Genomic DNA, 24131 nt, shown 5'->3' with positions numbered 1-24131 from the left:
ATATGGAAGGAGAAAAAGCGGTTGATAAGACAAAACAGGTAGTATGTTCAAAAATTATTTATCCTGCAATACACCCTCTGTTGTAACACGTAAAATCTTGGTAGCTTCTGCTGTAGCTACAGCAGGCTGCACAATAGCTGGAGCAACAACAGGTTTGGCAGTCAGCTTTTTTCTGCGTGCCAGGTACAACATTCCTGTAAAAAAGGTAGCTGAACCAAATACTCCTATTAATAACCAGGTGGCACCTAGTCCCTGTAACAGAAATGCTCCCAGAATATAGATGGCATTAATCGCTACAGACACCAGCGTAGTTTGTTTGTGATTCAATTTAAGATCCAGCAGGTAGTGATGGATGTGATTCCTGTCTGCTGAAAAAGGAGACCTGCCTTGTAACATGCGTACGGCAAATACGCGCAATGTATCAAACAGTGGTACAATCAGAATGGCAAAAGCTACTGCTGGGGTGGCCCCGATAGGCATTTTCCCGGCAGGATTTCCAGCCACATCAATAAATTTCAGTACCAGCACCGCATTCACCAATCCTATCAGTAAAGATCCTGTATCTCCCATAAAAATACGGGCAGGAGAGATGTTATAAATTAAGAAACTAGCTAGTCCGCCTGCCAGTGCAAAGCCCAGCACAGCATAAGTAATTTCCCCTACATGCAGGAAATAAGCACCCAGTACAGCACTTACCAGTAACCCTATACTACCGGCATGACCATCCACTCCATCAATCAGGTTAAAGGCATTAATAACCACAACGAAGGTGAAGTACGTCAGCATCAGGCTGATATTAGGAGACAATGCATAGATTCCCATGAAACCGTACATGCTTGTTATCTGGAGGTTGCCGAGATAGATAATAGCAAAAGAGGCAGCTAGTTGACCAATTAATTTTTTTAACGGAGACAGACCTACGATATCATCTTTCATGCCCACCATAAAAATGATAAAGAAGGCAGCCATCATGTATTGGAACGGCGAATTGGCCATGGCAGGAACACAGATGGCGGCAGCGATGATGAATCCGGAGAAAAATCCGATTCCACCCAACGTTGGTACACGTTGTTTATGCGTTTTTCGTTCGTCCGGTTCGTCGTATAAGTGTTTTAATTCCGCCACTCTGATAAGTATTGGAATGGAAAAATAGGTAACTACAAAACTTAGGACGGTAGCAATTAATACATTCTCCATTAGTGGGGCTTAATTGTGCAAAGATATTAATTTCAATGAAATGTGAATCGAAACATAAAAAAAACCAAGATTATTGATAATTTGAGATCGCAAAAAAAACATTCAAAGCCACAAATTCTACGAAATTCTATTAGTTTTGCGGCACAAAATCAAACAACTATCATGCCACAGCTCAAAGATATTGCTACCCAGATCAGAAGGGATATTGTAAGGATGGTACACGGCGTTCAAAGCGGACATCCGGGCGGCTCTTTAGGTTGCGCGGATTTCTTTACTGCACTGTATTTTAAAGTAATGGATCACAAACCGGCACCGTTTGATATGGATGGTAAAAATCAGGACCTGTTCTTCCTGTCCAACGGCCATATTTCTCCGGTATTTTATAGCGCGCTGGCCCGTTCCGGATATTTTCCGGTACCGGAATTGAGTACTTTCCGTAAACTGAACTCCCGCCTGCAAGGCCATCCAACCACTCATGAGCACCTGCCTGGTGTTCGTGTTGCCTCCGGTTCACTCGGCCAGGGGATGAGCGTAGCAATAGGCGCAGCACTCGCTAAAAAACTGAATAACGATAAAAACCTGGTGTATACCCTGCATGGTGACGGAGAACTGGAAGAAGGCCAGAACTGGGAAGCCATCATGTTTGCACCACACCATAAAGTAGATAACCTGATCATTACTGTGGATCTCAACGGCCAACAGATTGATGGTACTACGGATGATGTAGCCGGCCTGGGCGATGTAGCTGCTAAATTCGAAGTTTTCGGATGGCTGGTACTCCACACTGATGGCAATGATATGGATGCATTAGTTGCAACACTCGAAAAAGCCAAAGGCCTTACCGGTCAGGGCAAACCTATCGCCATCATGATGAAAACTGTAATGGGCCAGGGTGTTGACTTCATGGAAGGTCACCACGAATGGCATGGTATAGCCCCAAGCGATGAGCAACTGGCTAAAGCATTGGCACAGTTACCTGAAACACTGGGAGATTATTAAGCAATTAGCTTTTAGCTATTAGTATAATAAAAGAGGGTTCGCATAGGATATATGTGAACCCTCTTTTATTACACTAATAGCTAAATACTAAAAGCTAACAGCTATTGCTCATGTTGCTGTCAGGGCAATCGCTTCTATTGCCGCTCTTCTGGCAGGATACAGGCTGGCCAGCAACCCTATCACCATAATTGTTACAAACACCAGCACAAAATCTTCCGGATGCATACTTACCGGGTACGCATCTACGAGAAATGAAGTCCCCTCCAGTTTAATAATCCCGAAACGCTGTTGTAACAAACAAAATGCGATGCCCAGCGTAAAACCCAGCAAGGTCCCTATTCCCGCAATAATTAACCCTTCTGCCAAAAAAATACGCATGATCAATGATTTCCGCGCGCCCATGGCTTTAAGTATGGTAATATCTTTTTGCTTCTCTATGACCAGCATATATAAAGACCCTATCATATTGAAAGCAGCTATTATCATAATGAAACTGAGTATTACATACACCGCCCATTTCTCCGTTTGCATAATGGCATAAAGTGATTGGTTCTGCTCATACCGGGTTTGGACCTTATAACCCGCGCCCAGCAACTGTTGCAGTTTCACTTTTAACTCATTTTCGTTTGCCCCTGGCCGTATGCCTATTTCCAGCGCCGACATCTCATTATCCCCAAGCTCCAGCAGCTTACGCAAAAACTCAATGTTGGTAATAACGTATTTACTGTTAAACTCCTGCTGAATAGCAAAAGTACCTGCAGGATAAAGTACCCCATTGTTCAGGGCATCTTCCGGTGTAACAAAAGCATTCACTTTTCTGCGTGGTACGTATACGGTAACAGGTGCCAGGCTATGTACCACATCCACACCCAGTGCGCCCTCCAGCTCCAGGCCCAATACTGCCCGATAGGCTACTTCATCGCCTATATCAAACCGGCCCCGTACGATCTTGTTTTTTACATCAGTTACGTAATTATAATTGCTGTCCACGCCCTTTAAAACGGCAATCGTAGGCTCGTCACCGTAGCGAAGCACCGCCTTCTCTTCTATTACTTCTGAAAAATGGGCTACACCCGGTACAGCGGTGATCTGTTGCAATTGAGCCGGCGTAAGCAGGATCGTTTTCCCGTTGGTGGCGGCTATTTTAATGGCCGGGTAAAAGGAAGAGTAAAGAGATTTAACCAATCCTTCGAAACCATTGAACACACTCAGGATCACAATCAGTGCCCCAACTCCAACAGCAATGGCCGCCACGCTTACCCAGGCTATAATATTAATAGCATTGGTAGATTTTTTAGCCATGAAGTAACGGGAAGCAAATTGCCAGATCATAGTTTAAAAGAAGCGTTTCACGCAAAGGCACAAAGGAACAAAGTCGCAAAGGGATAATTTATAAAACCTTTGCGACTTTGTTCCTTTGTGCCTTTGCGTGAAACAGTGTTTATATCCAATTTATTTTGTGTCTTTATTTGCACCGCTATCTTTAATATTAGCGTCGTCTTCTTTAATCTTCTTGAACAACTCTTCCATCTTAAATACATAGTCCAGGGTATCGTCCAGGAAAATGCTCAGCTCAGGCATTCTGCGTAACTGCTTTCCTACACGTAATCCAAGGGCTTTCTTTATCTCTCCCATTCTTTCCTTGATCCGCTCCAGCATTTCTGTGGGAGATTTAATCTGGAACATGCTCAGGTATACCTTTGCTTCCAGCAGATCAGGTGTCATTTTTACAGCAGCTATAGATATCATTCCTCCATCTACCACATTAAATCCCATCCGCTGAAAGATACCACTGAGTTCTTCCTGTACTAATTGTCCTATTTGCTTTTGCCTTTTAGTTTCCTGCATCTCATTCAATTTTAATCGTTAGTAAAACGGCCCTATGCACGATAATAGCATATTTACAGCATAGCGCCAAACAGGAACCTGCCACCAACAGCCCTATCAGATGCGAAATTAACCATTTCCCGGAAAGATTAGCGGCAATTAGAGTCCGGCGTAAGGTAATTGTGCTATTTTTGCCTGCTATATTAAAAGCCAGTTTTTAGGAATGAAGACAATCAAGCGATTACTCAAATTTGCTACTCCCTTACATCATTATATTCCGGAATATGTTATCTACACTATCATAGGTATTGTGTTTGGCATGGTCAATTTTGCCATGCTGATCCCCCTGCTCAATGTAATTTTTGACCAGGTAGGCACCGTGGAAAAAGTGCTGAAACAGCCTCATTTTTCTTTGTCTATCAGTTATTTTGTAGATCTTTTTAAATATCATTTCAATAATTACATTACAACTAATGGCTCCAAACAAGGTGCGCTGTACTTTGTTTGTGCCATCATAGGTGTGAGTGTGGTGATCGCCAATATGGGCCGTTATTTAAGCACCCGGGTAATTACACGGTTAAAAATGACCATGCTGTCGAGATTGCGTACTAATTTATATAACAAGTTTACGGAGCAATCGCTGGGCTTTTACAGTCAAAATCAAAAAGGTGACCTTTTATCCACCATGGCCAATGACGTGCAGGAAGTGGAAGGGTCTGTTGTCAACTCCATTCAGATCTTACTACGTGATCCGTTCATTATAATCGCCTACTTTGCAGCCCTGTTTTACCTTTCAGCTAAGCTCACACTGTTTACCATCGTGTTTTTTCCTATATCCGGTGTGCTCATCTCTTATATCTCCAAAAAATTAAAACAAAAGGGATGGTACAGTCAGGAGTTATTGGGGAAAATCCTGAATGTAACAGAAGAAACGTTGGGTGGTATACGTATCATTCAGTCATTTACAGGGGAGAAGTTTATGCAGAAAAAATTCGGTGATGTGAATCATCGTTTTGTTTCCATGAGCAAGGCTATGTTTAATCAGCGGGAGCTGGCTTCTCCTGTATCTGAAATACTGGGGGTAATAGTAGTAATAGTATTACTGATTTACGGTGGTACACTTGTACTGAATGGCAGCGATCTGCTTACCGGCGCCACTTTCATGGCCTACCTCGTATTCTATTCCCAGATCATGCAACCTGCTAAAAATATTTCTACTGCCATCACCACCATGCAAAGAGGCATCGTAGCCAGTGAACGTATTTTTAATGTACTGGATACACCGGTAGCTGTTACTGAAAAGCCGGATGCGAAATCGGTTAGTCAGTTCAATGCCAGTGTGCAATATGAAAATGTATCTTTTAAATATGAGCAGCAATATGTGCTCAAACATATTAATCTGAATATACAGAAAGGCCAGATGGTAGCACTGGTAGGCCGTAGCGGCGCCGGTAAATCTACCATGGCAGATATATTACCTCGTTTCTATGATGTAAGTGAAGGTGCTATTCGTATAGACGGCAACGATATACGTGATCTGAAACTGGGTGATCTGCGTGGCCTGATCGGAGTAGTATCCCAGGAAGCTATTTTATTCAATGATACCGTGTTTAACAACATCGCATTTGGATATCCTGACGCAAACAAAGAAGCCGTGATCACTGCTGCTAAGATTGCCAATGCACATGAATTTATAGAACAACTGGAAAACGGTTATGAAACCTCTATTGGGGATCGTGGCCTAAAACTCAGTGGTGGCCAGCGTCAACGCCTCACCATTGCCAGAGCGATCTTCAAAAATCCACCTATCCTGATATTGGATGAAGCCACTTCCGCACTGGATACAGAATCGGAAAAACTGGTACAGGGGGCACTGGACAAACTGATGCAAAACCGTACTACTATTGTAATTGCACATCGTCTCAGTACTATACAACATGCTAATGAAATTATTGTAATGGACCAGGGAGAAATTAAAGAACGTGGCACACATGAACATCTGCTGGCACAAAATGGCATCTATCACAAACTGGTAGAAATGCAGGAATTCAAATAGAGGGATCCTAACGTATACCCATATATGTAAATGCAAAACGTCCCGCTTAATCGCGGGACGTTTTGCATTTAATCAGTCCCAACAAGCATCTCCATCATCTGTTCTTAATACAAAATAATCGTTACAGGTATGGTTTTTGTAATAGACCCGCCCTGATAATGCCAACAACAGCTCTTTTCAGCGCTTGTATTTTATTAACCTTTAACATAGCGAACTCCTATGATTTCTATCGTAATTCCTGTATTAAACGAAGGTGCTACCATACGCCAGGTTATAAAAACCGTAAAAAAAACATCACGCAAAATTGAGATCATTGTTGTAGATGATAATTCTACTGATAATACGGTAGAAGAAGCCATGAAAGAACATGTGCGGGTAATCACCAGCAGCCAGCGCGGCAAAGGAATTTCCATGCGCGAAGGAATGATGGCAGCAAAACACGATATTATTGCGTATGTTGATGGCGATATCCTTACTTACCCCGACAATATTATAGACCTCTTAACTGGTCCTATCGAGAGCGATGAAGCCGACTTCGTCAAATCCTACTTTGAGCGGCAGGCAGGCAGGGTCACCCAATTGGTGGCCAAGCCACTGCTGAGTATTTTATATCCTGACCTCGCTCATTTTCAGCAACCACTCAGCGGCATGATCGCTGGCCGCAAATCATTTTTATCCAAAGTGCATTTTGAAAATGATTATGGTGTAGACATTGGTTTGTTGATAGATATGCACCAGCTGGGCGCCCGCATTAAAGAAGCGAACATTGGCAAAATTGAAAATGCCATGCAGACCTGGGAACAACTCAGCAAAATGTCGAGAGAGGTATCACGCACCATCCTGCGTAAAGCCGAAAACATCCCGCAGGAAAACCTGGAAACACTGGGTAATATTAATCTGATACGTGAACAGATGGAATATTCCATCCTGGAATCTATTGATAAGTTGCAGAAGATGGTCATATTCAACCTCGACCATGCAGTATTTACACAAAACTACCTGCAATGGGCTGCTGTAGCCTTTGATCAGGAAGATAAGCTGCAGAAAATCCTGTCGGAGCAACATGATACTGTTACCACCATGGAATTGACTGCTGCTCTTTTCGAAGGCCGCAACATTGCTGAGTTATTAGAAGTAGCGGACGCTATTCCTTTGGTACCAGGCATCAGAGAAGTGGTACGTGAACTAAAGAAGAGGGGCTACGCTTGTGGTCTTATCACTGATGGATCTGGTACCGTAGCCCGTCATATAAAGAACAAACTGGGAATGGATTTCGTATTTGCCAATAAGTTGCACCTGGCAAACAGTGTGGCTACAGGCGCATTCACCGTCGCAGATTATTTTATTAAAGAAGGAAACTATTGTAAAAGCAATATGTTCCCTTACATAGCGCAGCAATTCCATATTACTACACAAAATATTATTTATGTGGGAGATGGACAGCATGATACCAGGCTATTAACAGAAGCCGGCATCGGCGTGGCTTTTTGTCCACGACATCAACACGACTATGTAGAAAAAGTTGCCGATAAAATTATCAGTGGCCTCTCACTCACGCCCTTACTGGATATAGCGCAGGCAGGTACGGGGAAATTTGGGATCAGGTTACCTGTTATCAGTAAAAAGCAGGTACGGAAAATCGGGATAGGAAGTCTGGTTAGTTTAGCTGGTGCAGGCTTATTATACCTGGCCGTGCAACAAATGCGCAGCAAGCAAACCACTCCCTGCTAATGCTTTCTCACGCAAAGGCGCAAAAAAATAAGGCGCAAAGGAATAATCCTTTGCGCCTTATTTTTTTGCGCCTTTGCGTGAGAAAAGGCTATTTACTTTTTGCCAATTTGGCTTCAATGCTCAATGTAGCGTGAGGAACGGCTCTGAGGCGTGCTTTGTCTATGAGTTTACCGGTTACGCGGCAAATACCATAGGTTTTATTTTCAATACGCATCATTGCTTTTTCCAAATGATCTATGAACTGGATCTGACGGCTGGCCATCTGGTTGAGCTGCTCTCTTTCCTGTGAGCCGCTGCCATCTTCCATGCTCATGTATTTATTTTCAGTATCATCGGTTCCGGCTTCGTCCTTACGGGTAATTAGTCCTTGCAGGTAGATGAGCTCCTTTTTAGCTGATTCCAGCTTCTTTTGGATCAATTCTCTAAACTCCTGCAGATCAGAATCACTGTATCTATACACGGGGCCGGTTGAAGGTGCAGGTTGATCCAGCACCGACTTGGTAAATTCAGGCTGGTAAGTTACCAACGTAGTTTTACCACCTTTTTTTTCGTTTTTTTCAGTTTTTTCGGGTTTCTCGGATTTTTCCGCCTTTACTGACTTTTCGGCCTTAACAACAGGCTTTTCGGCTGCTTTTTTACCGGATTCTTTTTCCTTAGCAACTTCTTCCTTATTATCTGCTTTCTTTACTGCCATCGTTTTAAGTTCTTTTTCTTCTGACTTAGAAATAAATGGTTTCTCTTTTTCAGCGGCAACTTTTTTCGTAACCACTTGCTGCTTTACAGCAGGCTCTTTTTTAACGGTCGATTTTGCAGGTACAGCAACTTTCTGGACGGATGATGTTTTACTGTTTTTTATGGCTGGAGCCTTTTTTACTGCTGATTTGGGCGCGGGTGCTGCCTTTTTAGTAGTACTTTTAGCTACCACGGCTTTTTTGGCTGCTGGCTTGGCTACTTTGGGCGCTGCTTTTTTGGCAGCCGCTTTCTTAGGAGCGGGCGCGGCTTTTTTGGCCGGGACAGGTTTGGCAGCTTTCTTTGCAGTCTGTGCCTTCTTTGCCACTGGCTTTTTAGCCTGAGCTACCTTTTGGGTCGTTTTGCTAGCAACCTTCTTTTTTGTTGCCATGGGGGATTAGCTTTTTTTGTTAACTAATACATTAAATTTAAGGTCATTCACCTCTATTTCTGTACCATCTTGTAATCGCTCCACTAATTCCACGCTATCTGCCAAAATTTCCGTGCAAATATAGTCATTATAGTTTATAATCGCCGACTTCAGCGTATCCACAGTTTCTACTGTAACATTTATTCTGTCGGTCAATGCAAAATCGCTGTCTTTACGGATCTTTTGTATCCGATTTACCAGTTCCCTGGCATTTCCTTCGTCCTGTAACTGGGGAGTAATAGTAATGTCGAGCGCTACCGTTAAGGCGCCTTTATTAGCTACTGTCCATCCCGGAATATCTTCAGAAATGATCTCTACATCAGAGAGTTGGATTTGCAACTGCTCTCCTTCCACAACCAGGTTGAAATGGCCGTCACGCTCAATTGCGGCAATATCTGTATCTGTAAACCCGCCGATAACGGCTGCAACAGATTTCATCTTTGCTCCCATTTTGCCGCCGAGCGATTTAAAGTTAGGCTTAATCTTTTTCTTGATGAAACCCTCCGTTTCCGTAAGATAATCAATCCCTTTCACATTTACCTCACTTTTTATGAGGGTAGCCACCTTTTCAACCTGCTCCTGCATACGTGCATTTCCAATTGGGATTAAAATTTTTTGCAAAGGTTGGCGAACTTTAATATTCACCTTCTTACGCAAGGATAGTACCAGTGAGGAGATGTCCTGTGCCAGCTGCATCCGTTCTTCCAGATCAGTATCTACAGCACCTTCATTCACCACAGGAAAATCAGTGTGATGGATAGAAGCAGCCTGGTTGCGTCCGCTCACTTTATTCAGGTTATTGAATAACCAGTCCGTGAAAAACGGAGACACCGGCGCCATCAATTGGATGATTTTTTCCAGACATTCGTATAGGGTTTGATAAGCACTAATCTTATCATGTTCATATTCTCCTTTCCAGAACCGGCGACGGCACAAACGTACATACCAGTTACTCAACTGCTCATCCACAAAACGCTCCACTGCTCTGCCCGCCTGCGTAGGTTCGTAATCATCAAAACTGGTAGTTACATCCTTTACCAGGGTATTTAACACAGAAATGATCCAACGATCAATTTCAGGGCGCTCTTCCAATGGTATATAAGCTTCCTTGAAAGTAAAATTATCAAGGTTTGCATACATGGCAAAGAAGTTATATGTATTATACAGGGTGCCGAACAGCTTGCGTTGTGCTTCCCCTATACCTTTCACATCAAATTTCAAACTATCCCATGGAGATGCGTTGGTGATAAGGTACCAACGGGTTGCATCTGCACCAAATTGCTCAATCGTTTCAAAAGGGTTCACTACATTACCGAGGCGCTTACTCATTTTCTGGCCTTTGGCATCCAGTACCAGTCCGTTAGAAACCACTGTTTTATAGGCAACGCTATCAAACAACATAACACCCAGTGCATGTAGTGTGTAGAACCAGCCACGGGTTTGATCCACTCCTTCAGCAATAAAATCAGCCGGGAAAGCTTCCCCTTTATCCACTAATTCTTTGTTCTCGAACGGATAATGCCATTGTGCATATGGCATCGCACCACTGTCAAACCAAACATCCACCAGATCAGGCTCACGGCGCATAGGCTTACCACTGGCACTCACCAGGATGATATCATCTACATAAGGTTTATGCAAATCCAGGATACCTTCATGGAGATAGGATTTATTTACATCACCACCCAATACCTGGTTGGCTTTGCGGATCTCTGTATTCAATTCTTCAATACCGCCTATGCAAATTTCTTCTGTACCATCTTCTGTACGCCAGATAGGCAATGGAGTGCCCCAATAACGGCTGCGGCTAAGGTTCCAGTCTACCATATTCTCCAGCCAGTTACCAAAACGACCGGTTCCTGTAAAGGCAGGTTTCCAGTTAATGGTTTTATTCAGTTCCACCATTCTGTCTTTCACCGCGGTGGTTTTGATAAACCAGGCATCCAGCGGATAATAGAGTACCGGCTTATCTGTACGCCAGCAATGAGGATAAGTATGTTCGTATTTTTCTACTTTAAAGGCACGGTTCTCTTTCTTCAGCTTCACAGCAATGTCCACATCTACATCTTTGTAGTCAGGATCATCTTTATAGTTCTTCACATATCTGCCGGAAAACTCTCCAACATTCTCTGTGAATTTACCGGTTCTGTCTACCAGTGTTAAAATGCCAATGCCATATTTTTTACCTACCCGGTTATCGTCTGCGCCAAAAGCAGGAGCAGTATGTACTATACCTGTTCCATCTTCTGTAGTCACAAAATCTCCGAGGATTATACGGAACGGATCACCTTCTTCCGGCTGTGCGTAAGGCAATAGTTGCTCATAGCGGATATTCTCCAGTTGGCTGCCTTTGAAGCTGGTCAGCACTTTCCATGGAATAACTTTGTCGCCTTCTTTATAAACGTCAAAATCTGCATTTTCTCCTTCCGCCTTGAAATACTTGCCCAATAACACTTTGGCCATTATTACATTCACCGGCAGGTGTGTATATTGATTGAAAGTGCTTACCAGTGCGTATTCTATATTAGACCCAACTGTCAAACCGAGATTGGATGGCAAAGTCCACGGGGTAGTGGTCCAGGCGAGGAAGAACACCTCATCTGTACCGGCAGCATCAAAAATAAACTGTGAATTATCTGCCTGCAGGGCTTTAAACATTGCCACTACAGTAGTGTCTTTTACATCTTTATAAGTGCCTGGCTGGTTCAGTTCATGCGAGCTCAAACCTGTACCGGCAGCGGGAGAGTAGGGCTGAATGCTTACGCTCTTATACAGGAATCCCTTCTTATAAAGGGTTTGAAGACACCACCACAGGGTTTCTATGTAATTATTATCAAAAGTGATGTAAGGGTCTTTCAGATCTACCCAATAACCCATTTTACGGGTCAGGTCATCCCATTTGTCTTTATATTTCAATACTTCTCTGCGGCAGGTTTCGTTGTATTCTGCAACAGAAATCTTTTTACCGATATCTTCTTTGGTAATACCGAGTGTTTTTTCCACACCCAGCTCTACAGGCAAACCGTGCGTATCCCAACCGCCTTTACGCTTTACCTGAAAGCCGCGCATTGTTTTGTAACGGCAAACCAGGTCTTTTAAAGTACGTGAAATAACATGGTGAATACCCGGCAAACCGTTGGCACTCGGAGGCCCTTCATAAAATACAAAGGGAGTGGCGCCATCGCGCACTTCCACACTTTTCTCAAAAGTCTGGTGCTGCTCCCACTGTTGCAGTATATCTTTCTCTATCTGAGGTAAATTCAGCTGGTTATATTCCTGATATTTGCTGGACATAAAACAATTCCCCGCCCTTTGATGTTATTTAGACAATAATTGATTAAAATTGTGCGAAGTTAAGAAAATACGCTGGCACCAAAAGCGGCAACTTTACCAAAAATGATGCTTTTTAAATATTTTATATTGGAATTTTAGTAATTTACAATAAAGAGCATTTATTTTGCGTTTTTGGCATTGTTTTAGTACTCTAGCCAGGAAGATTAGAAAAACCTAGTAATTAATTTTAGCCCAACGGAAAAAACCATATCAATATGAAAAAGTTGACGTTAATTTTTTGTGCGGTTCTATTCACTTCCGGCATAACTTTTGCACAGCAAAAAAAATCAGTTAAGAAAACAAAAAAAATAGTTGCTACAGCGGTACAAGCTCCTGCAGCAGTTAAAAGTTCTTTTGATCAGAATTTTGCGGGAACAACAGATGCCAAGTGGACAAAGACAAGTGCAGGACATTGGACAGTAAGTTTCCAAAAAGACAATATAAAAACAATTGCAGAGTACGATGCAGATGGCAAGTGGATTGCCACACGAAGTGCATATGATGCTCAAACTCTTCCGGGATCAGTGACTAGTACACTGAAAACAAAATATCCGGCAGCAACCATAAAAGATGGCTGGAAAATTGAGAGATCAGATGTAGCTGCATACTACAAAGTAAATATTCAGGATAATGGTGCAGAGAAAGCAGTGTTGTTGAACGAAGCAGGCACTATCACTGAATAACACAAATTTGTATTTCATAGGTATAGGGATAAATAGGACAGACCCTGCTCTTTTGGGCGGGGTTTTTTCATTTATAAAAACCACTTATAATCCCAATCAGTAAACGTTCCCCTCCATCACACTTCATTATCACTATAACATCATACTCACTGTGTACCGGGCAAAATAAAAGTCGCCTGCAGAAGCAGACGACTTTATAAAATCTGGTAGAAACTTATCTGGCAAAGAGTGCACTTTAATTCAATGGTGTTTGATAAGAATGCAAGTATAATTTATGGCTTTACTTACTTTTTTTTGCCAGCTAAGCTTCTCCCATGGTCAAATCTAATAAGGAAGCTTATAGGATCTACAGATAGATATCTGCCCATCGTGTTACAAAGAAAGGATTATAATTTTTCTGTTGCTTTTCAAATCGGGAAAAGAAATGATCAAAAGAGGAAATAGTAATAAAGCCGCGCCCGATGAGGACTACGCTTAAATGCACAACATCGTTTTCAAAAATTTTGAAACAGATTGGTGTAATGTTATATGGGCTTTAAATGGCTTGAATTAAGGCAAAACTAGCGTAGCAGCAGTTCACAAGGCTTGAGGCCCGTATGCTTTTTAAAGGCAGTAGAAAAGTGGGAGATGCAGGAGTATCCCATCAGCATAGCTACTTCAGAAACAGACATACCCTTTTCATAGAGCAATCCTTTGGCCTTTTCCATTCTTTCTTTCTGGAAATAATCGTAAATGGTAGTGCCATACATTGCTTTGAAGCCTTTCTTCAGGTAGCATTCATTCATGGCTACCCGGCGTGCGAGGTCACGAATAGTGATGGGAGAATCCAGTTGTTCCAGTAAAACGCCACGGGCTTTCTCTATTTTTTCACGATCCTCCAGATGAGTCAGGAAGCGGCAACCATAGCGTTCGTCCGTATCATTTTGCATAAACTGGTCGGAGCTGTACAGGAGCAGATCCAGGGCCCGGCTTTGCAAAAATATATTCTTCAGCATACCTTCATAATCGTGATGCACCATGGTTTCCAACACTGCCTTAGATTTAGTGCAGGGTTGAATGGTTTTCACAAAAGGTTTGCGGGTTTGATTTTCAAATAAAGAGAAAGTAGTAGTTCCTTTTTGCAGAGATTGTATAAATGCTGGTTGAAAGCGTACTGTAACCAGGTCTACAGAAGGAACCCTGTCTGAACAAGCTTCCTTTTTACCTTCTGCACATAATTGATCTGTACAGGAAGGGTTCTTACAATATTTACTTCCTGCTACACAATACCGAAGCTCAATAGCAGCAGCCTGGCCCCTTTTTGCCGGCTGATAAATAACCATCGCCACATCTTCAACAGGCAACGGTTTATCATATACGAAACGTTGCAGCGTAAAGTCAAGACAATCGGGTACTGACACACTATCCTCTTCCGCCAGCTGTAACTGGTCGCTCATAGCGGGTTGCGGAATGGCTAAAGACAATATTTCCTGAATTTCCTTCACTTTTATCTGTTATTAGAACGCCTTTCGATTATTAAGAACGCCACAAATTTAGGGATTCATTTTTTAAACAAACATGTTTTGACAATACACTTACAAAGTAGTCCTAACATAAGAAAATTTGTCTACATATATCAAAGACCAGGGAAATAAGATTATTTGTATAAATTTCATTTATACTTAACTGATGGGAAAAAGTGAATTTAATATAGGTAAACTGATAAAGATGCATTAGAATGTTACCCAACCACTGGGCAAGGTAGAAATCCGTTCCTGTGACATACAGGAAACGGGCTTTTATATTAAAGGAGATGAATATAAAGCTATCGGCAACATAGCATTGTTATATCAGCGGCTGAAAATAGCTTTTTTGAGGCAAGATAAGGGGCTTTACACGTAAGACTGGTTAGCCTGATAGCTAACGTATTGATTATCAGAGATAGTAATCCTCTGGAGGGAGAAAAGGCAAGGGTGGCCAATGTTGTTTATACGCGGGACATCAAAAAATCGTTTTTTAACCTGGTAAGGAGTATCCTGTTTACCGGCATAAAAGACATTACTGGCGCGGGAAATATCAAACTGAAAAATTGGCACATCCTCACCACTTAAAAACAGGGGTTCTTTTGTGGAAATAAGGCTTATTTTTCGTATTTTTGCATGATTGTCTACCGATTTTATTTCTAATAGATTTTACACCAACATATGAGCGAAGAATTAGTGCAAGCACCCAGCCCCAGCAGCAACAAATATGATGCTGGGAGTATACAGGTATTGGAAGGTCTGGAAGCCGTACGTAAGCGTCCAGCCATGTATATCGGCGATATTGGCGTCAAGGGTCTCCACCACCTGGTTTATGAGGTGGTAGATAACTCTATTGATGAAGCCCTTGCCGGATACTGCAAAAATATTGACGTTACCATCCTGGAGGATAACTCTATCCGCGTAAAGGATGATGGTCGTGGTATTCCTGTTGGTATCATGCCTAAGGAAGGCCGTTCTGCCCTGGAAGTTGTAATGACGGTACTCCACGCCGGTGGTAAATTTGACAAGAACACTTATAAGGTGTCCGGTGGTTTGCACGGTGTGGGTGTGAGCTGCGTGAATGCCCTGAGTGAAGTACTGCATGTAACAGTAGAAACTGAAGGCAAATTATTTGAACAGGAGTTTCACCGCGGTGCACCACAGTATTCTGTACGTGAAATAGGCGTTAGTGGAGTAACCGGTACTACTATACACTTCAAACCGGATGGTGAAATTTTCAAGGAAACTACCTACAACCGCGAAATACTCGCAGGTCGTTTACGCGAATTATCTTACCTGAACCGCAAAATCAAGATTACGTTAACTGATGAGCGTGAAAAGGATGATGCAGGCGTTAATTTCTGCGAAACTTTCTACAGTGAAGGTGGTATCAAAGAGTTTATTCAGATGCTCGACAAAAACGGCCGCCGTAACCCACTGTTACCAGCACCTATTTATGTAGAAGTACATGAACCGGTTTCCAATGTATCAGTAGAGGTAGCGCTGGTGTATAACGATGCATTCAGTGAAAACATTTTCTCTTACGTTAATAACATCAACACCATTGAAGGTGGTACACACGTAGCCGGTTTCCGCCGCGCTATTACCCGTGTATTCAAATCTTATGGTGATAAGAATAAGATGTTCGAGAAATCGAAGATCGAAGTAACCGGTGATGACTTCCGTGAAGGATTGAGTGCGATTATCAGTGTGAAAGTTCCTGAGCCACAGTTTGAAGGACAAACCAAAACCAAACTCGGTAACTCCGATGTAATGGGAGTGGTAGATAGCTCTGTAGCTGCTGTACTGGATGCTTTCCTGGAAGAAAATCCACGTGAAGCAAAAACTATTATCAATAAAGTGGTGCTGGCCGCACAGGCCCGTGAAGCTGCCCGTAAGGCCCGTCAGCTGGTACAACGCAAGAGTGTAATGACCGGTAGCGGTTTGCCTGGTAAACTGGCCGATTGCTCCGATAACGACCCTACCAAATGTGAATTGTACCTTGTCGAAGGAGACTCGGCGGGTGGTACTGCCAAACAAGGCCGTAACCGTAACTATCAGGCTATTCTGCCATTGCGTGGTAAGATCCTGAACGTGGAGAAAGCCATGGAGCACAAGATCTACGAGGATAATGAAATCAAGAATATCTTTACTGCACTTGGTGTAACCATTGGTACAGAAGAAGATGACAAAGCCCTGAATCTCTCCAAACTGCGGTATCACAAGCTTATCATCATGACGGATGCCGATGTGGATGGTAGCCACATTGCAACATTGATCCTGACCTTCATTTTCCGTTACATGAAAGCGATGGTAGAACAGGGTTATGTATACATTGCACAACCACCATTGTACCTCGTGAAAAAAGGTAAGGAGCAAACTTACGCCTGGACAGAAGAAGAGCGTAAAGCAGCTACTGTAAAATTAGCTGGTGGCGGCAAAGAAGACAGCGTAACTATTCAGCGTTATAAAGGTTTGGGAGAGATGAACGCAGAGCAACTGTGGGATACTACCATGAACCCTGAACACCGTACCCTGAAACAGGTTACCATTGAAAGCGCAGCAGAAGCTGACCGTGTATTCAGTATGCTGATGGGAGATGAAGTTCCTCCACGCAGAGCATTTATTGAATCTCACGCGAAGTATGCGAAGATTGATGCTTAATTACGTATATACGTTCATGTTATAATAAAAAATCCTTCCGTTTTCAGCGGAAGGATTTTTTTTATTATAAAAACTATTGTCGAAAGTTATCCTTCTCTCGTAAGTATATAATTCGCTAAAAACTGATACAGGAATACTCCTATCAGCATAACGGCAACGAATATATTTAATGCATATCCTGCAATAAAAGCATATCCTATACCTAACGCGCCTGAAGCCGCCAGCCCCAATGTATACCACTTTACGATGCGTCGGTTTTTAGTACTATTAGGCATATACAAACCCGAAGCCGGGAATAACAGTACAGCTGTACAAATGCATAATGCCAGCAAACCAGGAATAGCAGTGATCCAGAAAGCACCGGCAGCTAAGAGTGCAACTAACAGCAAACAACCAACAATATTGGATACTTTGGTTTGCTCCGGACTGAGTGCGTATCTGCCATAAGGATTTAGCCACAGGAAAAGATTACTGACAGGTGTGATGAGCCATGTAGAAACCGCCAGCAGCGCCAGCAATACGTATACCGGGAAAAACACCCGGCTGGCAATCTGTGTTAATATAAAAATACCGATGATGATAATCCATTGCGTACGGGCCTTTTGCCGGCCCATAAAAAATGCGTAGTTCAGGAATTGCCGGTATAGCCAGTATTTTGCTTTAATAGCTTGTACCATGCCATTTCTGGCCCATTCATTATTCGGGTTTATCTTTAAAGATTCCCGAAAATGTTCCAGTGATTTACGCTGATCTCCTGCCTCCAGCCATTTCCAACCAAGATTGGCGTGGGTGTAGGCGTTTTCAGGATTATGCTCCAACGCTTCATGCAAATCTGAGAATGCTTCTTCTTTTTTACCCAGGTTAAACAAAGCATGGGAACGCAGGTTAAGGCAGGCTTCATCTTCCGGGTTAATGGCCAGCCCTTCCTCTGCTTTGTGAAGCGCGCCTTCATAATCCTTCTTATACAGCAATATCTGACTCCACATGCTAAAATAATCCGCATGATGAGGATTAATAGCCACTGCACCACTGATAGCTTTTATCGCCTCATTATATTGATTGTTCATGAAGGCTATTCTGGCTTGCAGATAGAGAAAACGATCATCATTGGGGGCAAAGCTGAGGGTATTACTTGCTACACGCGCTGCTTCCTCCATATTACCTGTTTCCATGTAGCATACAGCAAGCAGAAAGAGCCCGTCCGTATCATGCGCATTTGAGCTCAGATGCTGACGCAGCGGAGTAAATGCATCCTCAAAGCGACCTTGTTGTACAAGAATTTGAGCGCGCTGAATTAATACAGCCATAAATCTTATTTCTTAATATCCAGGTATTTCAAAACATCATCATAAAGACCGGTTTCATTTGAATACAGCGCATAATTACGGGCAGTATTAAACCATTCCCTTGTGGTAGGTTTATGTGTTTTAGCGGCTTTTAATAATTCTTTTTGTGTGATAGGCTGTTGTACTCCTTTCTGGAGCGCTTCCAGCAATTTTTCTTCTGTAGCAATATCTACAATTGCTTTCAGATCAGCGCCGGAATAACCGGCGGTTACTTTTGCCAGTGCGCTGTAGTTTACATCTGCCACTGGTTTGTCGCGGAGTTGCAGCTTCAGGATTTCCTCCCTGCCATTTGCTTCCGGGGGCGCTACGAAAATGATCCTGTCGAAACGGCCAGGACGGCGAAATGCCGGGTCCAGGCTCCAGGGCGCATTGGTAGCGCCAATGATGAGTATATTTTCGTTGCTGGCAGCAATGCCATCCATTTCTGCGAGGAACTGATTAATAATATGTGTAGCCCCCGTTTGACGGAGCGATGTACGATTGGCTCCCAATGCGTCCACCTCATCAAAGAAAAGCACGCATGGCTTGCTCTGTCGTGCCAGCTCAAACAGACTATGCAGATTTTTTTCGCTGGTGCCCACCCACATGTCCAATACATCGTGAATGCCTACATTAATAAATTCTGCCTGAATTTGCCCTGCGGTGGCTTTGGCCAGGTAGGTTTTGCCACAACCCGGAGGGCCATACAACAAAATACCACCACCGGCTTTTTTCCCGTATGCCTTATATAGATCAGGAAATTGCAGTGGTTTAATAATCTTCAGATCGATTTCCTGCTTTTCTCTTTCCATACCACCTACATCGGAAAAATTGATTTCCGGTTTCTCCAGCATAAACAGGCTTTCTTCTCCTTCTTCCTCCTCATCTTCTCCATTGAAAGAAATCTGTGGTTGCTGGGCAACGCGAAAAAGTGCATCCAGGGCTTCGTCGCGGAAGCCTGGATTTATTTGCAGGAGATGCTGATATAGTTCTTGTGCCTGCGGCATGGATTGTTCCTTCACGAGGATGCGGCAATGTAATAGCAGCGCATCAAAATGATCCGGCTCTCTATGTTCCAGTTGCTCCAGTACGACTATAGCCGCTGAATATTTTTGCTGATGATAGAAGGTACGCGCCAGGCCAAGCTGAGCGGCCGTGTTGGCCGATGATAACTCCAGTACTTTTCTGTATTGCTCCTCTGCCGCTGTGTATTCATAATCCTGTAGCAGTACCTGCGCCAGATGCATGCGTAAAGGCACATTCTCCGGCGAAAACTGTACCGCCTCCTGTAATTGCTTTATTACTTCCGATGACATAATGTGCTTGATTGAAAGTTCAGTGACCCCGTAATAATACGTAATTAAGACACAAAAAAATTGTTAATTATGGTATTTTCATCTCCCCGAAGCTATCTGCTGATAACCAATAAATTAATTGCTTACCTATATATATTTTATTTAATTCATTTTTTTATACATATATTGCAGTGCATTTTTATCCCTATGCCAACAGACCTAACCAGTATCCTATGTTGATTTAAATTATTGCTGGCCGCGCATTACAGCGGCCGGCACTGGTTTCTCTTTTTCAAAAATGGCATACCTAAACAAAAAACTTACACTATGCGTATGAAATTATTAATGGTAGCCGTTATTGCCGCATCAGGAATAGGGCTGGCCAGTTGTAACAAAAAAGATTCGGCAAAACCAGCAGGTACTTTTTCTTTAAAAGTGGATAGTATCTCCTATAACTCCAATGCAACAACTGCAAGTTTTACTGATACTGTTGTTGTGGGTAAGAAAACGCTAATAGTAGATGGGGTGACTAACAACTTTAGTTATCATCTGCAATTAATGATCACTTTTCCTGATTCCATTCATACAGGTTCATTTGATCAGCAGGTAAACCTGTCGCTGATGAATGTGCAACAACTGAAAGGAACCGGCTTTCTGAGTAAATATATTAAAGTAAATATAACGAGCATTAATAGTAAGTATGCAGAGGGAACATTCTCTGGTCAATTAACCGATGGTGTAATTGAAAAACCTTTAACGGACGGGACTTTTAAAGTCGATATTAATTAACATCTTTTTGAATTTTTCTTTGAGCCTGCCCTGCCTATAAAGGCGGGGCTTTTTATTTTCGTATATACGTTAAGGTTACTTTATCTCTTTTATTGTTTACATTCAGTTAACAAATAATTTCTATTCATTTTTCTCCGCACTGTTAACATAGAGTTTACGCACGCCACTAAACATGATGTTATTTTAACCCAAAAAACGAGTCACCAGGCATATTTGTGATTGCTTTATGTTGTCCTTAACAATTACGTAATAATCTGTTAACATTCTGGTTGCTTTAGACTGTTTCCTTTGCACCTGTAAATACTTACATCAAGTTTATGAAATCATTCTTTACGCTACTAGCTAGCTTTATTGTAATCTTTTTCTACAACAGTGCACAGGCACAGATCACTACATCGATCATATCGGGTAAAGTATCCGATCCTGGTGGTCAGGCTATTCCCGGCGTTACTGTGGTAATTGTGAACAACAGTAACGGCGCCAAATCGGGGGTTCAAACCAATAACGATGGCCGTTATATACTGCCTAACCTGAACCCGGGTGGTCCTTATACTATTACAGTATCATTTATTGGTTATAAGAAAGAAGTCAAGGCAGATGTGAACCTTGGACTGGGAACTACCAGCTACAACTTTAAACTACAGGAAGAATCTACTGCTTTGAGTGAAGTAGTAGTAACTGGCAACGCCGGCGGAAAAGCAGGTGGCACCAGAGTAGGGCAGGAACAAATCAAAACCTTGCCTACCCTGAGCCGCAGCTTGCAGGATTTAACAAAGGTTACTCCTCAGAGCAACAATAACTCCTTCCTCGGAACCAACTACCGTTATAATAACGTAACGCTGGATGGTGCTATCAACAACGATGCGATTGGCTTTAGTCCTTCCTTAGGTGGTCAAAGCAGCACCAGCGGTCAACCTGGTAGCAGCACCCGTACTAACCCGGTATCATTGGATGCTATCCAGGATGTACAGGTATTACTGGCACCATTTGATGTGAAAGTAGGTAACTTCTTAGGTGGTAGCGTAAATGCGGTAACACGCAGCGGTACCAATGAAGTACATGGTTCCATATATGGATACGGCCGTAACGCCTCCATGATCGGTAAAAACAACGCCGGTGACGGTGCTAAATTACCTAGTGATTTTCACGAATATCAAACAGGTGTACGTGTAGGTTTCCCTATCATCAAAAACAAATTATTCTTCTTCACTAACGAAGAAATTACCCGTCGCGTTGATCCGGTAATCCTCGCAGCAGGTTCTGCTGATGGTGGTGGAATCCTGTCAGAGAAAGATGCAGCTGATATTACAGCCGTAATGAAAAGCTACGGTGTAGATGCAGGTACTGCAGGTAACACCAGCATCTATTCTAACTCTAACAAATTCTTTAATAGATTAGACTGGCATATCAATGATAAACACCAGTTGTCTATCCGTAATAATACTATCACTTCAGAAGCAACTAACCTGGAACGTGACCAACAGAACTTCCGTTTCAAAGGCATCGATTTTAAGCAGGTTAACAACCAGTCATCTACTGTTGCAGAATTGAAAAGTAATTTCAACAGCATGGTGTCTAACAGCCTGATCCTGGGTTACTCAAATGTGCATGACTACAGAGATCCACTGTCTGATCCTGCTGTACCACAAATTCAGATTAAAGGAAGAACTCCTGGTTCTACTATCTTCCTCGGTACTGACCGTGAAGCGAGCATCTTTAATATGAAACAAAAAACGTTTGAAATAACTGATAACGTAACATTGTTCAAAGGCAATCACACTATTACCTTAGGTACGCACAATGAGTTTTATAACATCACCTATGGTTTTGTAAACTCATGGAACGGACGTCTGGATTACAACAATGTAGAAGACTTCCTGGCAAACAATCCTGCACGTGTACGTGGTAACTATAACTACACCAACAATTCACGTGATTATATCATGGCTAATCCTCCTGCACAGTTCAAAGCTAACTTGCTGAGCGTATACGGACAGGATGAAATCCAGATCACTGACCGCTTCAAAATCACTCCAGGTATCCGTATCGATTATACCGGTATTCCTAACAAACAGCCTTTGAGTGATAAAACCATTAAAGCACCAGTAGATGCTAACTACGGCACTACCTATACTTATACAAAACCACAGGACATCAAAAATGATTTCCTGAACAATGTACAAATCTCTCCACGCTTAGGCTTTAACTACGATATCAAAGGTGATAACAGCCTGGTATTACGTGGTGGTAGCGGCTTCTTCACAGGTCGTATTCCATTCGCATGGTTAGGTTACGCATTCTATAACAATGGTGTTACTTACGGCGCTTACGATCAGAAAGCTTCTGCTAAACCATTTGTAAACGCACCTAACCCGGCTGCAAAACCTTCTGCTAATGGTATTGCTGATTTCGCAACACAGAATGGTGTAGATGTAAAAAATGCAGGTGGTGCTACACAGGTAGATATGATCGATAACAACTTCAAAATGCCACAGGTATGGAGAAGCAGTCTGGCATTAGATTACACTACTCATGACCAGTGGAAATTCACTATCGAAGGTATCTATACCAAAGTGATCAAAGATCTGCAATTCCAACAGGTTAACCTGGCAGATAATCCTACTTACTACGCTTACGATGTAAATAAACAACAGCCGATCTTCTCTGGTAAAAAGATCAATCCGCTGTACACAAACGCTTACCTCTTGTCTAATACAGATCAGGGTTACCGTTACAGCATTACCGGACAAGTTTCCAAAGTATTTCCATTTGGTCTGAACTTCATGGTAGCTTATACTTATGGACAGGCTAAGGATCTGACCAACGGTATCCGTAACTCAATGGAATCTAACTGGCAGCTGAACCAGGCACTGAACCCAAATAAACCGGGTCTTGCTTATTCTAACTTTGATGTTCGTAACCGTATCGTTGCAACCGTTAGCTACAAACAGGATTGGGGCACTAAAGGCAAATGGGTATCTAATTTCTCTGCCTTCTTTAACACCTCTTCCGGTCTTCCTTACACTTACGGTTTCGTAAATGCTACTATACAAAATACACCTCAGCAGGTAAGTCTGGCGTATATTCCTAAAGATGTAGCAGAAGCTACCAACTTCTTTACTGATATCGTTGCTGGTAAAACAGCTGCACAACAGGCAAATGATTTCATGACTTATGTTGGTAGTGATAAATACCTGAACGGTCGTAAAGGTCAGTTCACAGAACGTAACGGCGGACGTACTCCATGGAATACACAAGCTGACTTCCGTTTCAGCCAGGACTATAACTTCAAGGCTGGTAAACGTGTACACACACTGACACTGACTTACGATATCGTAAACGTTACCAACCTGCTGAATAAAGATTGGGGTATCCAATACTTCACACCAAATACTTTCAACTCTTCTGCGAGTGTTGGTCTGAACCCAACCGGTAAAGTGGTAAATAATTATCCAACTTACACTTTCTCTACTCCGGGTTCTCCATATTCAAAAGATTTCTTTGCATCCCGTCATCAGATGCAGCTGGGCCTGAGATATAGTTTCTAATTTTATTTCGTCCTATATATAAA

At 42.5% G+C, this 24131-nt stretch carries 15 protein-coding genes; 7 read left to right on the top strand and 8 right to left on the bottom strand.

Annotation, left to right across the window (positions count from 1 at the left end; all coding sequences use genetic code 11):
• Positions 1 to 54: 54 nt before the first annotated feature.
• Positions 55 to 1197: a glycosyltransferase family 4 protein gene (locus tag CLV51_RS05040; RefSeq protein WP_106526904.1), complete on the bottom strand. Its 1143-nt coding sequence runs from the start codon at positions 1195 to 1197 to the stop codon at positions 55 to 57.
• 162 nt (positions 1198 to 1359) lie between these two features.
• Between CLV51_RS05040 and CLV51_RS05035 the strand changes: the two genes are divergently transcribed.
• Positions 1360 to 2196: a transketolase gene (locus CLV51_RS05035; protein WP_106526903.1), complete on the top strand. Its 837-nt coding sequence runs from the start codon at positions 1360 to 1362 to the stop codon at positions 2194 to 2196.
• A gap of 108 nt (positions 2197 to 2304) precedes the next feature.
• On the opposite strand, the gene CLV51_RS05030 is transcribed toward CLV51_RS05035, so the two are convergent.
• Together CLV51_RS05030 and rbfA are read right to left on the bottom strand one after the other, a co-directional pair.
• Positions 2305 to 3528 (bottom strand): FtsX-like permease family protein, encoded by a 1224-nt coding sequence (locus CLV51_RS05030; protein ID WP_106526902.1) that lies wholly within the window; start codon positions 3526 to 3528, stop codon positions 2305 to 2307.
• Between the two features lie 120 nt (positions 3529 to 3648).
• Positions 3649 to 4044 carry a 30S ribosome-binding factor RbfA gene (rbfA, locus tag CLV51_RS05025; RefSeq protein WP_106526901.1) on the bottom strand — a complete coding sequence of 132 codons (396 nt, stop codon included), beginning with the start codon at positions 4042 to 4044 and terminating at the stop codon, positions 3649 to 3651.
• Between the two features lie 202 nt (positions 4045 to 4246).
• Here rbfA and CLV51_RS05020 point away from each other — a divergent pair, with 202 nt between their 5' ends.
• Both CLV51_RS05020 and CLV51_RS05015 read left to right on the top strand, forming a co-directional pair.
• Positions 4247 to 6079: an ABC transporter ATP-binding protein gene (locus CLV51_RS05020; RefSeq protein ID WP_106526900.1), complete on the top strand. Its 1833-nt coding sequence runs from the start codon at positions 4247 to 4249 to the stop codon at positions 6077 to 6079.
• A 219-nt stretch (positions 6080 to 6298) separates the two neighbouring features.
• Positions 6299 to 7810 (top strand): glycosyltransferase, encoded by a 1512-nt coding sequence (locus tag CLV51_RS05015; RefSeq protein ID WP_106526899.1) that lies wholly within the window; start codon positions 6299 to 6301, stop codon positions 7808 to 7810.
• Between the two features lie 88 nt (positions 7811 to 7898).
• Here the strand turns inward: CLV51_RS05015 and CLV51_RS05010 are convergent, their stop codons facing one another.
• Both CLV51_RS05010 and ileS read right to left on the bottom strand, forming a co-directional pair.
• The gene (locus CLV51_RS05010; RefSeq protein WP_106526898.1) at positions 7899 to 8930 is read right to left on the bottom strand and encodes a TraR/DksA family transcriptional regulator; all 1032 of its coding nucleotides are present in this window, start codon (positions 8928 to 8930) and stop codon (positions 7899 to 7901) included.
• 6 nt (positions 8931 to 8936) lie between these two features.
• Positions 8937 to 12263 carry an isoleucine--tRNA ligase gene (gene ileS, locus CLV51_RS05005; RefSeq protein ID WP_106526897.1) on the bottom strand — a complete coding sequence of 1109 codons (3327 nt, stop codon included), beginning with the start codon at positions 12261 to 12263 and terminating at the stop codon, positions 8937 to 8939.
• 254 nt (positions 12264 to 12517) lie between these two features.
• Here ileS and CLV51_RS05000 point away from each other — a divergent pair, with 254 nt between their 5' ends.
• Positions 12518 to 12985 (top strand): PepSY-like domain-containing protein, encoded by a 468-nt coding sequence (locus CLV51_RS05000; protein WP_106526896.1) that lies wholly within the window; start codon positions 12518 to 12520, stop codon positions 12983 to 12985.
• A 560-nt stretch (positions 12986 to 13545) separates the two neighbouring features.
• Here the strand turns inward: CLV51_RS05000 and CLV51_RS04990 are convergent.
• A complete protein-coding gene (locus tag CLV51_RS04990; RefSeq protein ID WP_106526894.1) occupies positions 13546 to 14469 on the bottom strand; it encodes a helix-turn-helix domain-containing protein in 924 nt (307 codons plus the stop codon).
• A 699-nt stretch (positions 14470 to 15168) separates the two neighbouring features.
• Between CLV51_RS04990 and gyrB the strand changes: the two genes are divergently transcribed.
• Positions 15169 to 17151: a DNA topoisomerase (ATP-hydrolyzing) subunit B gene (gyrB, locus tag CLV51_RS04985; protein WP_106526893.1), complete on the top strand. Its 1983-nt coding sequence runs from the start codon at positions 15169 to 15171 to the stop codon at positions 17149 to 17151.
• Positions 17152 to 17237: 86 nt separating this feature from the next.
• Here gyrB and CLV51_RS04980 read toward each other — a convergent pair whose 3' ends face one another.
• Together CLV51_RS04980 and CLV51_RS04975 are read right to left on the bottom strand one after the other, a co-directional pair.
• The gene (locus CLV51_RS04980) at positions 17238 to 18458 is read right to left on the bottom strand and encodes a tetratricopeptide repeat protein (protein ID WP_106526892.1); all 1221 of its coding nucleotides are present in this window, start codon (positions 18456 to 18458) and stop codon (positions 17238 to 17240) included.
• Positions 18459 to 18463: 5 nt separating this feature from the next.
• Complete coding sequence (locus CLV51_RS04975; RefSeq protein WP_106526891.1) at positions 18464 to 19792, bottom strand: ATP-binding protein; 1329 nt, start codon at positions 19790 to 19792, stop codon at positions 18464 to 18466.
• Positions 19793 to 20098: 306 nt separating this feature from the next.
• Between CLV51_RS04975 and CLV51_RS04970 the strand changes: the two genes are divergently transcribed.
• Both CLV51_RS04970 and CLV51_RS04965 read left to right on the top strand, forming a co-directional pair.
• Positions 20099 to 20560 (top strand): hypothetical protein, encoded by a 462-nt coding sequence (locus CLV51_RS04970; protein WP_146151223.1) that lies wholly within the window; start codon positions 20099 to 20101, stop codon positions 20558 to 20560.
• A 317-nt stretch (positions 20561 to 20877) separates the two neighbouring features.
• Positions 20878 to 24108 carry a TonB-dependent receptor gene (locus CLV51_RS04965; protein ID WP_106526889.1) on the top strand — a complete coding sequence of 1077 codons (3231 nt, stop codon included), beginning with the start codon at positions 20878 to 20880 and terminating at the stop codon, positions 24106 to 24108.
• Positions 24109 to 24131 lie beyond the last annotated feature (23 nt).

Origin of the sequence: Chitinophaga niastensis (genome assembly GCF_003014755.1) — a bacterium.
GTDB lineage: Bacteria > Bacteroidota > Bacteroidia > Chitinophagales > Chitinophagaceae > Chitinophaga > Chitinophaga niastensis.
The sequence above is the reverse complement of the archived record's forward strand: the minus strand, read 5'-3'. Positions and strand labels throughout refer to the sequence as shown.

Excerpts from the sequence above, each read along its gene's own strand:
- CLV51_RS05040 (WP_106526904.1), bottom strand. The coding sequence starts at position 1,197 with ATGGAGAATGTATTAATTGCTACCGTCCTAAGTTTTGTAGTTACCTAT.
- CLV51_RS05035 (WP_106526903.1), top strand. The coding sequence starts at position 1,360 with ATGCCACAGCTCAAAGATATTGCTACCCAGATCAGAAGGGATATTGTA.
- CLV51_RS05030 (WP_106526902.1), bottom strand. The coding sequence starts at position 3,528 with ATGATCTGGCAATTTGCTTCCCGTTACTTCATGGCTAAAAAATCTACC.
- rbfA (WP_106526901.1), bottom strand. The coding sequence starts at position 4,044 with ATGCAGGAAACTAAAAGGCAAAAGCAAATAGGACAATTAGTACAGGAA.
- CLV51_RS05020 (WP_106526900.1), top strand. The coding sequence starts at position 4,247 with ATGAAGACAATCAAGCGATTACTCAAATTTGCTACTCCCTTACATCAT.
- CLV51_RS05015 (WP_106526899.1), top strand. The coding sequence starts at position 6,299 with ATGATTTCTATCGTAATTCCTGTATTAAACGAAGGTGCTACCATACGC.
- CLV51_RS05010 (WP_106526898.1), bottom strand. The coding sequence starts at position 8,930 with ATGGCAACAAAAAAGAAGGTTGCTAGCAAAACGACCCAAAAGGTAGCT.
- ileS (WP_106526897.1), bottom strand. The coding sequence starts at position 12,263 with ATGTCCAGCAAATATCAGGAATATAACCAGCTGAATTTACCTCAGATA.
- CLV51_RS05000 (WP_106526896.1), top strand. The coding sequence starts at position 12,518 with ATGAAAAAGTTGACGTTAATTTTTTGTGCGGTTCTATTCACTTCCGGC.
- gyrB (WP_106526893.1), top strand. The coding sequence starts at position 15,169 with ATGAGCGAAGAATTAGTGCAAGCACCCAGCCCCAGCAGCAACAAATAT.
- CLV51_RS04980 (WP_106526892.1), bottom strand. The coding sequence starts at position 18,458 with ATGGCTGTATTAATTCAGCGCGCTCAAATTCTTGTACAACAAGGTCGC.
- CLV51_RS04975 (WP_106526891.1), bottom strand. The coding sequence starts at position 19,792 with ATGTCATCGGAAGTAATAAAGCAATTACAGGAGGCGGTACAGTTTTCG.
- CLV51_RS04970 (WP_146151223.1), top strand. The coding sequence starts at position 20,099 with ATGCGTATGAAATTATTAATGGTAGCCGTTATTGCCGCATCAGGAATA.
- CLV51_RS04965 (WP_106526889.1), top strand. The coding sequence starts at position 20,878 with ATGAAATCATTCTTTACGCTACTAGCTAGCTTTATTGTAATCTTTTTC.